This is a genomic window from Legionella resiliens, from assembly GCF_021344005.1.
Lineage (GTDB): Bacteria > Pseudomonadota > Gammaproteobacteria > Legionellales > Legionellaceae > Legionella > Legionella resiliens.
Genome location: NZ_JAJTND010000004.1, coordinates 192666 through 205639 on the forward strand (window position 1 = coordinate 192666; position 12974 = coordinate 205639).

Genomic DNA, 12974 nt, shown 5'->3' on the forward strand with positions numbered 1-12974 from the left:
CGTTTGTTCACAGTATGAAAGATTTTATTCTATTAATGAGCTTTATTGTTAGTAATAGAGCGTATTTGATATTATTATTCAGTATTTTTATGATTTACCTGCCTTAGAGATACAATTGAGAAAACCTGGTATCAGCCAAATTTCAACATTTCAATTTTATTCTGCTGATTTGCAAAGCTGGATGCGTTTTAATTTATTGGCCACTAGGATAACTATGTGGATTAGTTTGTCTTTATTCGGTCTTTATATATTTATTTTTTATCTGGGTAATGGGATTACAGGAAGAGGTCTTGAATGGAATCAAAAACTGCCTGGTCTCTTTGAGACCAATGAGATGCTTCCAACAGGCGGAATTTCGCTCCACTTTGTTGCAGGAGGTATTCTCTTAATTTTGGGATTTATCCAATTATCACACTATGTACGCCAGAGATTTGCTTGGTTTCATCGTATATTAGGCAGGATATATATAGCTGCATCGCTGCTGGCTGGCATAGGTGGTTTGACTTTTATTTTCGCTCACGGAACGATAGGTGGTTTGGTGATGGATATTGGCTTTGCAGGTTATGGCATTTTGATGATTACTGCTGCTATCCAAACCTTGCGTTTTGCTAAACGGGGTGAGTTTTCAAACCATCATATCTGGGCACTCAGGCTTTTTTCATTGGCTATTGCATCCTGGCTTTATCGTATGGATTATGGATTCTGGTTCTTTTTTACTAATGGTTGGGGGCATACTAAGGATTTTCATGGATGCTTTGATCAGTTTATGGCATTTTTCTTCTATCTCCCTAATTTGTATGTGGCTGGGCTGATTGCCCGAAGTAAATCTCAATCCCTAAGTCTAATATATCAGTATATTGGGGGTAGCTTACTTGTTTGTGTTAATGTATTTATTATTGTTGGAACTTACATATTTTTGAGCCGGTCATGGTGGCCAGCCATTCTGAAAGTATTTGGTTTTTCGTGATGAGATCAATGGTTAATTTATTCTCTGATTGCTGCCAAAACGACAATCAGAGAATATAATTTATTTATTGGTTTTGAGGATTGGTTGCGGTTTGATTACCTGATTTTATCCCAGAATTTAAGATGACACTCTCAAAATTCTGGTCAGTTCCTACAACCAGCAATCCGTTATTAAGCTTATAAAAATAAACACATTCTTCCTTTCCATTAAACCAGTGCTCCCACGTCATGCAAATACTACCATCATCTTTTACGAGCCAAGTTCCTTTATCATTTTGTGGGGCACCCTCGGTTTGTTTCGCAAATCCTCCCATCATTTTACCGTCTTTACTAAAATAGCCGGTAAAACTATTGGCAAGTACTTTATCGTTGAGCGTAGCGGCTGATATTGTCGTGACAGTCTTATCGCTTAAGGCTTCGGTTACTTCCGATTTACTCATTGAAGAAATCGATGCAGCAAAGCTAAGTGAGGAAGTTGCCAATAGAACAGCGGCAATGGGTAATAGTTTCATAATTATTCTTTCCTTGAAAATTTATTATATTTTAAAGAAGAATAGCAGAAATAAAAAAAGTGAGGTAGCTTTGGAAATTTTATCTTTAGCAAGTGATCTTTTTCTGCTGGCCTTCTTCCTTTAAAGACAAATACGGTGGCGGTGGAGAGAGTAGTTACAAAATAGTGCATGTTTCAGAGTTTTGCTCAGGACCCGTATTGGTATTACCTCCTTCTTTTAATTGCATGTATTTGCTTTTAAAAGGTGTGCTACCAGAATTATCTAACGGATTATACTTTTCGAGCTCTTCTGGAAGCGGCTTGAGTTCTTTTTGTAATGAGCTCGCTCTAGTTGCTAAATCTAGAGCACTGTAATAAACCCTCCGCTCATCATGAGTAATCTCTTTAAAATATGAGTGTTTTGTCATGCTCTTTATTGAAACAAAATCCATAGAACGTATTGACCTATATAATTCATCTAAAAAGGAATTACGATCATTTGAATTATCTGAATTTATCATCCCCCGTAGATTAATTAACAGCTCTTCTCTTTGGGAGGATAATTGGCCCCAGTATTGATCGTATACGTCCTGATATTTTGTTTTCAGTGTTCCATCCAAATCCATATTGGGATCGCCTAATATAGAGCTGATAGCATCCATTTCTTCAAGCTTTTCTAACATTGCTTCATCAGTTTGGCTGTCGGATTCATGGATTGTGGGAATTGCGTCTTTGTATCCTCTTTCAGAAAAGCAAGTCATCTGTTGTTTGGTAACCGAAATGGACTCAACATCATTCATGTCAAGTAACTTAATCTCTGCAATCTGAATCCCATATGTTTCGCATAATGACCTTAAATATCGCTCCATACCTAAATAGGGATGATGCTCCAGCCCTTTTTTATTTTTAGGTGTGCCTATTTCAAAATAAATGGGTTGCCCACCAGAAAGCTCTTTTAATTTTAATAGCCATTCTTTATAGGTAACATTATTTGTATTATCAGGCCGGTCAGCAATTGTTTGTAGATGGTAGAGTCCAAACATAGAGTCATTTTTTGCATAAATTGCGGTACATCCTCCAAAATCTTGTGTACGAAGTTCATCATTTGAATTGATTGGAAGTACTTCTCCATTATTCATCCGAACATCAGGCATAGCTGGCTCCTTGATAAAACACCCTATTATTAATTATATATTAATATTTATAATTGATTAAAAAGAGATCAGCTCCATGTCGGGTAATAACAATACCTAGTGACTTAGACTTGAAACATAGGGAATAAATGCAGGTGCAATCTGGGACGTGGCCCATGTCAGCTTAAGAAGTCCAAGGATGTAGGCTAGCCTGAAAAGCCAGAGGGAGCATTAGCAAGTAGCAATTGTCTTGAAATAAATTTTCAAGACAATTGCTACTCTCTAAATTTTAGAGCCATTTTTTCTTGAGCTTTTTGTGAATGGTTTTCTATCGGCTTTATTGTATGTTGAAGTTGTTTTCTTATGAGTAGGAGAATGTTTTTTTGGCTTGGAAACGATATTGGTCTGGGGGAGATTGTGCTTGGGTTCGAAATCTTCGATTTCAATACGGTTTAACTTGTGTTGAATTAGTTTTTCTATAGCGTGTAATTGATTTACCTCATCAGCACTTACTAGGGAAATCGCTACTCCTGAGGCGCCAGCGCGTCCGGTTCGCCCGATACGATGGACATAATCTTCAGCAACTTGCGGTAAATCAAAATTGACCACACAGGGCAATTGATCAATGTCAATTCCTCGTGCAGCAATGTCTGTCGCGACTAAAATATGTAACTCTCCAGACTTAAACTCGGTTAAAGCTTTAGTTCGCTGGGATTGCGATTTATTGCCATGGATAGCCGCAGCATGAATTTGAGCTTCAGCCAATTGCTTAACTAATTTATTTGCACCATGTTTGGTCTTTGAGAATACTAAAGTCTGCCCCCATTTATTTTTATGAATTAAATGGCTCAATAAAGCAGCTTTTTGACTTTTATCAACTGGATGTACTGTTTGCTTGATTTTAACTACGGTTGTATTTCGAGGTGCAACATCAATTTCTACAGGTTGGTTTAGAATGGTTTTTACAAGATTGCGAATGTCATCAGTAAAAGTAGCTGAAAACATGAGATTTTGTCGGTTTTTTGGCAACCATTTAATAATTCGTTTCATGTCATGAATGAAGCCCATATCCAGCATTCTGTCCGCTTCATCCAGAACAAGCGTATCAACTTCATCGAATTGTATGGCGCGTTGCTGATGCAAATCCAATAAACGTCCCGGGGTAGCGACTAAAAGCTCAACCCCAGAACGTAATTTCATCATTTGCGGATTAATTTTTACCCCACCAAAAACTACTGCGGAGCGAAGCGATAGATGGCGTCCATATTGAATGATGCTTTCATGGACTTGACTCGCTAATTCACGTGTTGGAGTTAGAATGAGCACACGAGTTCTGTTGCTTTTAGCTCGGGGTTGTGTGCTGAGTTTTTGTAAAATAGGTAATACGAAACTTGCTGTTTTACCTGTTCCAGTTTGTGCCGAAGCCAGAACGTCTCGACCTGATAATATCTTGGGGATGGCCTGAGTTTGAATAGGAGAGGGCTCTTTGTAACCTAATTCGCTAATGGCTTGAAGTAAGGGTTCGATTAAACCTAACGGCTTAAAACTCATGCGGTTTCCTTTATTTATAGGGGACAGTGAAAGGGGAAATGGTTCTGTTTTCATTTCAAATTGTTTATTTTCAGGGCAATTGTATCACAAATGTTAGAGAGTATGTTAGTAAATAAACTGTCTTGGGCTCCTAAACAGTTGTTTACCTAAGATCGGGATGAATAATGCTTTCTGGAATATTCCAGAAAGCATTTGATACGTTATGATGTTTTATTTATAAGTATAACCCATCGTTTGCTCATATTTTTGCAGGTATTGCTCTTTAGTTTTTTCATCTAATCCATTCCAAAAAGCTTCTGTGGTTGGTTTGGGCGACATTTTATGGGGAATACCTTGAGTTTCTTCTGATAAATAAGACCTAAATTCAATATCTAATGCATCATAAATTTTTGATTTTTTATGGAGATGATTCTGGAGAATAACTTCTTTTTCTTGTTTTCCCAGCATACTCCAATATTCATTGGTTGGTACATGGTTAAAAAATTCTACGCGTACTTTGCGTGTTGTTTCAGAGATATAGGCTTTAAACTCGGCATCAAGCTGGTCCCATTCATTAGTAAAGAAACTTGAATTGCTTCCTGGAATGGAAGGGTTTTTTTCTGCTTTCTGTATTGCTGAGTGCGCCTCGAGCACTTCGGTAATGCCGTTTTGTAAATCTTCTGGAGATTTAACTTGAATTGCTTTAAACCCATGGGTTCTTGCTTCTGATACATTATGAAAGGAGTCATCAAAAAAATATATTTCTTCTTTATTGACATTAAATCGTAAGGCAATTGCTTCTAATCTCGGCACCTTGCTGCCGTCGGTACCTTTTTCTGGACCCATATAATTTTCAGGTGGAATATTTAAACCATAGCGTTTAAAAAAATCCAGCGCGTGTGGAATTACCTCTTTATCTAAATCTGCACCATTATTTGTTACTAAAACGATGTGGATGCCTTTTTTTTGAGCACGCTGAAGTAACTCAGCGGTTTGTTGTCCTCCAACCATTACCGAATATGCTCCTGGGATCACCTCATTCCCTACACGCATCGGCTGTCCTAGACCATGGTCATCATATTCTGACCCAGTTTGTAATGTCTCTGACACATCGAATGCTAATATTTTTGTCATAATGAGTCCTTGTTATTCAAAAATAGGTAATTATAAACCAAATTTATTCAAATTTCCTTATGTTTGTTTGGTTTTTGGGCAAAATGGGTGAATTTTGCCGAGGGTATTCACTTCATTCACAATTTTAAGCATTGTTTCCAAGATATATTTGGCATAGTCTGTCATTCATGTAATTGGAAGCACTTCCTTGACACGTTCTCATCGCTTTGCTTAAGATGGTAACCATGCTGCCTTCTTCAAATGATTTGTATTATTTTATCGAAGTGTGTCAAACGTTGAATTTGTCACGTGCTTCTGAACGCCTGGGAATTAGTCAGCCCTCTTTAAGTAGTGCAGTCAAACGACTTGAACATGCAATTGGCACCAGTCTCTTTATCCGCATAAAAAATGGCTTGAAATTAACGAAATCGGGGGCGCAATTTTATACCCACGTCAAGCAATTGATTCATTTATGGGAAACCGCTCGCGCAGAAAGTCTGGCAAGTGTTAATGAAATCCAAGGGGATTTTGCTCTTGGTTGCCATCCTTCTGTAGCCCAATATGACTTGCCTTTATTTATGCCCAAGTTGCTTGAACAATATCCGCAAATAAGAATTACCCTGAAACATGATTTATCACGCAAAATTCTCGAAGGAATTATTAATTTTTCCATTGATATTGGTATTGTTGTTAATCCAGTGAGGCATAGAGATTTGATTTTGCAAAAGCTTTACGATGATGAAGTAGGCTTTTGGCAGCCTCAAGATAGAAATCTCATGAAAGAGCAAAAGATTTTAACCTTATTATGCGATGTCGATTTATTGCAAACGCAAAAATTACTCAAAGATTTGGAAGCAATGGGCATCAAGGAATATCGTTTATTGCCTACCTCAAATCTGGATGTAATTGCCAGTTTGACTGCAGCGGGGTGTGGTGTGGGTATTTTACCTCGCTCCGTAGTATATACTCATCATCAGCAGCTGCTTTCCCAAGTTCCGAATACACCCATTTTTCATGATGAAATTTATTTAGTATACCGACCGGAGCAAAGGCAGGTTAAAGCGTTTCAGGTTATAGTGCAAACAATTCGTGATTCGTGTAAAAACATGCCGCATTAAATGGTTAAGCAACATCTGAAATGATGTCTTCGTCTAAATGTTCATTAAACCAGCGGATTAAGGTTTCTTCACCTAATTGCTCGTAAATATAATTCAAAAAAAGCTCTAATTGGTTGGTAAAATCATCTTCAGTAAAGTTCAATTTTTCACGCATATTGGGAACATGATGCAAATACTCTCCAAAGTAGCGATTACAGAATTCATGGTAATCCAAGGTAATCAGAATAAATTCATGCCACATATTATCGACCGGTCTCATTTCTTCATGCATGACAGGAATGAATTGCAGGTCTGGATTACCGGGGTTGGCTTTTAAATCATATTCGTGTTTTACACTGAGCCATAGATATTTGAGCATGTCGGCAAACAGCAGTTCTGCTGAATCAGAATAACCAGGAAAATTTTGTTTAAATCGCTCTATAACTAATGGGTTTTTGTATTCTAGTAATAGTCTAAGATTAGGTAATTTTTTCATGGTCATTCTCATAAAATAGTCTATGGCTAACAGGATATTAGGAATAACGACAGCATTTGCAGCGCATCATCCCTTTTTGTCTTTTGGCTTTAACGATTTGTTGCACTAGTTGTTTTTTCATCTTTTCTCTCCATTGGTAATTGTGTTTTTAGCATAATTTATATGGAGCGTTTTAACTATAAAGAAAAAGCTATCGCTGTAATAGTTTATTGTAAAAATCCCTGCCAGGTACGTTTTGAAATTGTCACGCACTTCCAGAAATCAAACCGTATTCTTGAAAGTGCGCACAAGTCATCAGTACTCATTTTTTCAAGAAATTAATTTCATTTTTTTGTTGGTAATTTACTAATTTCTTCCGCTACTTCGGGCTCATTAATACCACGAATAACCACCTGCTCCTTTTTCTCGACGTTTGTCACTTCATAGGTAACCTTACCTAAGGTTTTATTTAGACTCCTCAAGAAATCTGAAGATCTTACCTGGCGTGTTTGCTCAACTTTTTCGAGAGGTATAAGTGCATCTACACGATGTTGGCCGTCTTTGCGCAAACGGACTGAAACTTCCGGGCCAATTAGAGATTTCAGAATGGAGGCGGTCGACGTATTAAGCTCCTCTGATTCGTAACTATAACAACGAGCACTTATTTGATTCCATAAAGCGGTATCCAATTTTGGATCGGAATTTTGAAAAATATTAATTCCAAGAGGGAAATAAGCATCATAACCTTTTCTTTCATAGGCCGTAACCAATTCTCTGTGATCTGAAGTTTCATTAGCTGGATTATGTACATGGAACCAGAGAAATTGATCCGGATTTTCAGCGTATTGTTTAATCATTTGTTGGAATATGCAATGACCAAACCCCAAAACGACCACAATTCCTCCATCATTTTTCCTGGCTTCTTTTAAGGTGTTATCAGTAAGTGTTTTTTCTCTTCTTTCGGAATTCAGACGCTTTTCTTTAAGCTGCTCAGAAACCGGTAAATCAATTCCGCCAAGTTTAAAACCTTGGTCCCTCATTGCTTCAAAAAGTTCCAGTTTAGCAAAAACGCTTCTTAATTTTTCAGCTTCGCGTGCATAATCAGGATGGGCAGGCGGCATTTCCTCTAATCTTTTTGCTTGCATTGAAACGAGCATTTTCATCATAGAAATATTTTGCTCCAGTGATGCTCCTGGCTCCATTCCATCGACACAAATCGTGGTATAACCTGCTTTTTTTAAATGAGGCAGTTGTTTGATAAGGAATTCGCTTGTGGCCCTATCTGCATGGCTTTCGAATAATACAACAGGGGGGAGTGCATATTTCGCATACATGATTTTTTCCCAATCTAAGTGTACTATTTTAATTATAGTAAATTAAATTTTATACAATAACTCCAAATGTAGAATTAATTTCATCCTAATGAAGAAATAAATTTTGATTTTTCCTCTATAGTTACTCAACTATTGAGTCTCTTGTTCCATATCACTTGATCTACGTTAAGTAGGTGTTTAGCTATTAAAAAGGCTATCAATAAAGTTATTTTCCCTTTCCTGCTCTGTTGGCAACTTACGTTGACCTAATTCTTGTTCCCCAAGAAAAACCGTTTGTCTTTGAGTGAAGAATAGCTGGCTAGCAGCTATAGAAAGGTAATAGAAATGATGGTCATTAGTTTCATAATCCATAGCGTTATCATCAGCTCCAGGCAGAGAATTATCATGAGTCTGATTTGCTTTATGGCGTTTTCTGGAGGAATTGACTTCGTTGTTGTTCCCTCTCTTATGTCTTGGAGTAGTAAAAATTACTTCATCTGGGACAAGTTTATTCTGACTAAAATGAACAAATTCTGTCATAAGAAAATTCTTTTTAAACAATTCAAATCCCATTGATAAAATCATGTCTGGATAATTTGGATCTAAAAAATAGACCTGTTGAGTCGGTTGATCGTTACAACCAATTAAAAGGACGCAGTGAGGGATGTTATCTGCAAACTTGTCAATGTTGTAAATATTTCTTTCTAAACCGCTTGCTGTAGTAATTTTTTCAGAAGGGGATAAATTTCGACCGGGTAAGTTATTTCCCCTAGTGAGCCTTATTGCAATGGGTCCGTATTCTTCTAAAATATTTTTCAGCCCCGGTATGGAGAGATGATCCTTAACAAGATTTATGTCCTCAAGGGTTTTGACGGGTAAATTGAGTAATTTTGCCATGGTAATGTCAACTCCATATTTATCCACAAAATCGACAACCCAATCCCCTTCATAGCTACTGTCTTCCTCGTCCAATATTTCATCTCCAAATCGGGTAAGATCTTCGGCATGATCTGTCAATATATTGATCATGATTTCTCTGTACCCGTCCGTTTCATGTTTGCATGCCTCAACAATTTCTTGTACATAAGGTGGGATATTATTTGGCTGTCCATGCATAGCAAGGAGATGCAAGAATGAAAAGTAGTAGCACTGTGGGCTGTTCTGGACAGGAACATGTGTATGTTTGGGTATGTAAATAATCTCTTTCTTGCTTAACATTTTATTTATCGCTCATTTTAATCTTCTTTGCCATTTAGGTATTTCTATATCTTTTATCGCCACATTCGCTATGAATATATAAAACATAATGATATATTTTAAATCATTATGCTTAGGGAAATGTTAATTAGTAGATCATTGCTCCAGCTGATCGGAGATGTTTTTAATTGGGGAAAAATTACCCGAAAGCGATCGAAAAATGCACTTCTTTTTAGCAAGAAAAAAGAAATAATTGATTAAATGTATTATAAAAGGGGATTTTTTATTTCATTTTGAACCGGTGGGGGCGGGGAAAAGAAATAGAGAAGCAGTAAAATGAGAAAAATAATTATAGAAATATAAAATACAATTTTTGCATTATTTGCTAATGAAGGATCTGTGCTTTTATATCCAATGTATCCTGAAACAATCACTATAACTAAAAAAATAAAAGCTGCAGTTAACATTTTATCGTTCCTTTTAAGAGTCAAAAAGTATTTATTTCCTTGCTTTTGTTTAGCCTCATTTATTTTAATTATAGATATCTTTTGTAAGTTCGTTTTTTCAGGGATGGTTTAGGGGCTGTTTACAATTCTACTTCCTCGGCCAAAATAGCGAATTGTAAACAGACTCTATTAGATCGGTCATTTTTTTTTCTGAATTATTCATGACGAACTCGTTTGTTTTTGTATCGCGATTATGTTAAAAATCATGGCTTAATACCGCAATAATGCGGCAATATCTTTATCTTATAAAGAGATTTTCATGGACGAAAATAATAAATCCCTGGCTCTCCGTGTCTGGATAGTCTGTGCGCTGGGTTTGTTCATAGATGGTTATGATTTATATATTGCTTCTGTAGCAGAGCCTTTTATTAATGCTTTGTATCATCCTTCGTCACTTATGATTGGCCTCACTCAAGCTGCAGCACCTCTTGGGGCAGTATTTGGTGCAATCATTGTTGGTCGCTTGGCAGATATGCTGGGTAGGAAAAGTATGCTCATTATAAATCTTGTATTTTTTGTGCTCATTGCTCTGTGTTCCGCTTTTGCCTGGAGTATAACCTCACTATGTGTTTTTCGATTTTTACTCGGTTTTGGCGTGGGGGCTGATTATCCTATTTGTGCAGCCTATTTAGCTGAAATGATTCCACCTCATAAAAGTGCCCAATTTATCGCAACTGCTATGTTTATCAATTGCCTTGCTTCTCCAGTAGGTGTCATTGTTGCCTGGCTTTTATTTAAACTGCATCCTCAACTCGATGTTTGGCGATGGATATTTGCTTCAGGAGCAATTCCTGCAATTGTAGGATTGTTATTTAGAGCTAAGCTGCCAGAGAGTTTTTTATGGCAAGTCCATCAACGGTTAAAACCACGCTCAAGACGTGCTGTTTTCACTCATTATCAATTTATATTTTCGCCAAGAATGATAAGAGTTACTGTTTGCCTTTGTCTTTGCTGGTTTTTACTCGATATATCATATTATGGAATAGGGCTATTCACTCCTTACGTCTTACAGGCATTTAACCTTTCGAGCGAAGCAAATTTCCTAAGTGCGCAAACGGAAGTTCTAAAAAGCACTTTAGTGGTCAATATTTTTGTTACCTTAGGTGCTTTTGTCGTCATTTTTTTTGTCAATCACGTTTCTTTGATTAAACTGCAGAAAACAGGATTTCTCTTTTCGTTTGTGGGATTGTTAATTCTTAGCCTCAGCTATCTGTTCCCAAGTACTGGCATTATTTTTATAGGATTTATACTGTTCAATTTTTTTATAAATTTTGGTCCAGGAATTTCAACTTACCTACTGCCCGCAAAACTTTATAATCCTGAATTTAAAGCTACGGGACATGGATTGGCGGCTGGAACCGGGAAATTTGGTGCGTTTATTGGAACGGTTTTTTTACCTATCCTTCAGGCTCACTTGGGTATTTATCTGACTTTGGCTATTCTTGCCAGTACTCTTCTGCTGGGTTGGTGGTTAACAAAATGGTTAGAGCGGGAAGAGGGTAAATTAGCTACTGTTTCGGATGCAATTTCTGAAAATACATTGCTATCAGCGTCTTAAAAGGGGAAATCATGAATTATCAATTAAGTGAAGCGCAACAAAGTTTTTGGCAAAAACAGGGATTTGTCCTTTTGCAAGATTTTCTCTTGATTACTCTGAAACACCATCTGCAAACCTGGTGTGATGAATTAACATCTTGGCCTGAAACACCAGGTAAGTGGATGAAGTATTTTGAAAAAAATGCCCAGGGTGGACGCCAGCTTTGTCGTGTTGAAAATTTTATTGATTATCATAAAGGAATGTATGAGGTAGCTAATGGCTCACGTACTTTAAACTTAGTGTCTTCATTAATGGGAGAACAGGCCTCTATTTTCAAAGAGAAAATTAACTATAAATTTCCGGGCGGGGGAGGTTTTAAACCGCATCAGGATGCTCCTGCTTTTATTAGCTTTAACCAACGATTTCACATCACCATGATGGTGGCAATCGATGATTGCACTTTAGAAAATGGTTGTTTACACGTAGTTAAAGGAGGAGCGAATAAGCCTGTAATTCTTCCTCAAGAAGCGGATGGTTCGATTAAAACGGAAATTGCAGAGACTTTCCAGTGGACTCCAATTGAATGTAAAACGGGAGACGTCATTTTATTTGATTCTTATTTACCGCATTATTCTGAGGCAAACCGCAGCAATAAACCGCGTCGGGCGATTTTTATTACCTTTAGCAGATTGTCTGAAGGTGGGGCGAAGCGTGAAGCTTATTACCAGGATAAGCGGGAAAAGTTTCCTCCAGACTGTGAGCGCGATCCCAATAAAGATTACTCAGCCGGTGCTGCGATTTATAATGTCGCTAATCCTATTAGTGAAATGATGCAATGAAGACAATGAATCATATCGACCAAAAAATTGATAGGGTTTTTCAGTATTTGTGTTTCTCCAAAGACATGGATTACATTGGAGAGTCTGTTTCGCAATTAGAACATGCGTTACAGTGCGCCTATTTTGCCGAGCAAGCAGGACATGGCCAGGAAGTCATTCTTGCGTGCTTGTTGCATGATATAGGGCATTTTGCCTCAGATACCAAGCAAAACAAGATGGCAGATTTAGGGGTAGTGCATCATGAATGGATTGGTGCGCAATTAGCCTATAGCTCAGGATTTTCTGCAAAAGTAGCCTTGCTCATTGGTAATCATGTGAATGCCAAACGCTATCTGGCAGGAAAGAAAAAAGACTATTTTGAGCGTTTATCTGAAGCAAGTAAGAAAACGCTTCTCTTTCAAGGCGGGGTGATGTCGGATGAGGAGATGCGGCACTTTGAGGCAAATACTCATTTTAAAGATATATTACGCGTGCGAGTAAATGATGAAAAAGCCAAAGAAATTGGTTTGGAGGTTCCCGACCTTGTTTATTATCGCCCATATTTATATAAGCACTTTGAGGAAACGGTAGGATGCCCAGTAAATATGGTGCTCCCAGATTATGTGGATAATGTATGGGTAGAGCAATTTAAAGCGTCACTTGAGAATGAGTGCAATAAGAATTTATCCGGTGAAAAATAAAGGTGGCTCTATTGGGAAAAAAAGGTTAGAATTATTGCTGAATAATTTTACATTATGTAAATATTTTCAATAAATTTTTTCTGTTAAAGTCGGCTCGC

13 protein-coding genes are annotated in these 12974 nt (G+C 37.4%); 5 read left to right on the plus strand and 8 right to left on the minus strand.

Translation table 11 applies throughout. From position 1 onward, the window contains the following. Window positions 1-214 precede the first annotated feature (214 nt). The gene (locus tag LXO92_RS06405) at window positions 215-967 is read left to right on the plus strand and encodes a DUF2306 domain-containing protein (RefSeq protein WP_232890634.1); all 753 of its coding nucleotides are present in this window, start codon (window positions 215-217) and stop codon (window positions 965-967) included. 64 nt (window positions 968-1031) lie between these two features. Here LXO92_RS06405 and LXO92_RS06410 read toward each other — a convergent pair whose 3' ends face one another. From LXO92_RS06410 to LXO92_RS06425, 4 genes are all read right to left on the minus strand, one after another. Beyond that, window positions 1032-1478, minus strand: coding sequence for a hypothetical protein (locus tag LXO92_RS06410; protein ID WP_182351846.1), 447 nt, complete (start codon window positions 1476-1478; stop codon window positions 1032-1034). Between the two features lie 154 nt (window positions 1479-1632). Next, window positions 1633-2610 carry a hypothetical protein gene (locus tag LXO92_RS06415; RefSeq protein WP_182351847.1) on the minus strand — a complete coding sequence of 326 codons (978 nt, stop codon included), beginning with the start codon at window positions 2608-2610 and terminating at the stop codon, window positions 1633-1635. Window positions 2611-2871: 261 nt separating this feature from the next. Beyond that, entirely contained in the window at window positions 2872-4140 is a 1269-nt protein-coding gene (locus LXO92_RS06420; protein ID WP_232890635.1) for a DEAD/DEAH box helicase, read from the minus strand. 210 nt (window positions 4141-4350) lie between these two features. Continuing rightward, entirely contained in the window at window positions 4351-5253 is a 903-nt protein-coding gene (locus LXO92_RS06425; RefSeq protein WP_232890636.1) for an HAD family hydrolase, read from the minus strand. Between the two features lie 224 nt (window positions 5254-5477). Between LXO92_RS06425 and LXO92_RS06430 the strand changes: the two genes are divergently transcribed. Continuing rightward, window positions 5478-6350 carry a LysR family transcriptional regulator gene (locus LXO92_RS06430; RefSeq protein WP_182351850.1) on the plus strand — a complete coding sequence of 291 codons (873 nt, stop codon included), beginning with the start codon at window positions 5478-5480 and terminating at the stop codon, window positions 6348-6350. Window positions 6351-6354: 4 nt separating this feature from the next. Here LXO92_RS06430 and LXO92_RS06435 read toward each other — a convergent pair whose 3' ends face one another. From LXO92_RS06435 to LXO92_RS06450, 4 genes are all read right to left on the minus strand, one after another. Next, a complete protein-coding gene (locus tag LXO92_RS06435; RefSeq protein ID WP_182351851.1) occupies window positions 6355-6825 on the minus strand; it encodes a glycine-rich domain-containing protein in 471 nt (156 codons plus the stop codon). A gap of 323 nt (window positions 6826-7148) precedes the next feature. Beyond that, complete coding sequence (locus LXO92_RS06440; protein ID WP_182351852.1) at window positions 7149-8138, minus strand: TraB/GumN family protein; 990 nt, start codon at window positions 8136-8138, stop codon at window positions 7149-7151. A 177-nt stretch (window positions 8139-8315) separates the two neighbouring features. Next, window positions 8316-9335, minus strand: a complete 1020-nt coding sequence (locus tag LXO92_RS06445) for a hypothetical protein (RefSeq protein WP_232890637.1) — start codon at window positions 9333-9335, stop codon at window positions 8316-8318. 245 nt (window positions 9336-9580) lie between these two features. Continuing rightward, a complete protein-coding gene (locus LXO92_RS06450; RefSeq protein ID WP_182351854.1) occupies window positions 9581-9781 on the minus strand; it encodes a DUF1328 family protein in 201 nt (66 codons plus the stop codon). 298 nt (window positions 9782-10079) lie between these two features. On the opposite strand from LXO92_RS06450, the gene LXO92_RS06455 reads away from it, so the two are divergent. The 3 genes from LXO92_RS06455 to LXO92_RS06465 are packed head-to-tail and all read left to right on the plus strand — an operon-like array spanning window position 10080 to window position 12876. Next, the gene (locus tag LXO92_RS06455) at window positions 10080-11378 is read left to right on the plus strand and encodes an MFS transporter (protein ID WP_182351855.1); all 1299 of its coding nucleotides are present in this window, start codon (window positions 10080-10082) and stop codon (window positions 11376-11378) included. Between the two features lie 11 nt (window positions 11379-11389). Further along, entirely contained in the window at window positions 11390-12196 is an 807-nt protein-coding gene (locus LXO92_RS06460; protein ID WP_182351856.1) for a phytanoyl-CoA dioxygenase family protein, read from the plus strand. A gap of 5 nt (window positions 12197-12201) precedes the next feature. Next, window positions 12202-12876, plus strand: coding sequence for an HD domain-containing protein (locus tag LXO92_RS06465; RefSeq protein ID WP_232890638.1), 675 nt, complete (start codon window positions 12202-12204; stop codon window positions 12874-12876). The last annotated feature ends 98 nt before the right edge of the window (window positions 12877-12974 follow it).

Bases quoted from the DNA above. Each gene is read 5' to 3' on its own strand.
- LXO92_RS06450 (WP_182351854.1), bottom strand. From the start codon at position 9,781: ATGTTAACTGCAGCTTTTATTTTTTTAGTTATAGTGATTGTTTCAGGA.
- LXO92_RS06460 (WP_182351856.1), top strand. From the start codon at position 11,390: ATGAATTATCAATTAAGTGAAGCGCAACAAAGTTTTTGGCAAAAACAG.
- LXO92_RS06415 (WP_182351847.1), bottom strand. From the start codon at position 2,610: ATGCCTGATGTTCGGATGAATAATGGAGAAGTACTTCCAATCAATTCA.
- LXO92_RS06425 (WP_232890636.1), bottom strand. From the start codon at position 5,253: ATGACAAAAATATTAGCATTCGATGTGTCAGAGACATTACAAACTGGG.
- LXO92_RS06455 (WP_182351855.1), top strand. From the start codon at position 10,080: ATGGACGAAAATAATAAATCCCTGGCTCTCCGTGTCTGGATAGTCTGT.
- LXO92_RS06410 (WP_182351846.1), bottom strand. From the start codon at position 1,478: ATGAAACTATTACCCATTGCCGCTGTTCTATTGGCAACTTCCTCACTT.
- LXO92_RS06430 (WP_182351850.1), top strand. From the start codon at position 5,478: ATGCTGCCTTCTTCAAATGATTTGTATTATTTTATCGAAGTGTGTCAA.
- LXO92_RS06440 (WP_182351852.1), bottom strand. From the start codon at position 8,138: ATGTATGCGAAATATGCACTCCCCCCTGTTGTATTATTCGAAAGCCAT.
- LXO92_RS06445 (WP_232890637.1), bottom strand. From the start codon at position 9,335: ATGTTAAGCAAGAAAGAGATTATTTACATACCCAAACATACACATGTT.
- LXO92_RS06435 (WP_182351851.1), bottom strand. From the start codon at position 6,825: ATGAAAAAATTACCTAATCTTAGACTATTACTAGAATACAAAAACCCA.
- LXO92_RS06465 (WP_232890638.1), top strand. From the start codon at position 12,202: ATGAATCATATCGACCAAAAAATTGATAGGGTTTTTCAGTATTTGTGT.
- LXO92_RS06420 (WP_232890635.1), bottom strand. From the start codon at position 4,140: ATGAGTTTTAAGCCGTTAGGTTTAATCGAACCCTTACTTCAAGCCATT.
- LXO92_RS06405 (WP_232890634.1), top strand. From the start codon at position 215: ATGTGGATTAGTTTGTCTTTATTCGGTCTTTATATATTTATTTTTTAT.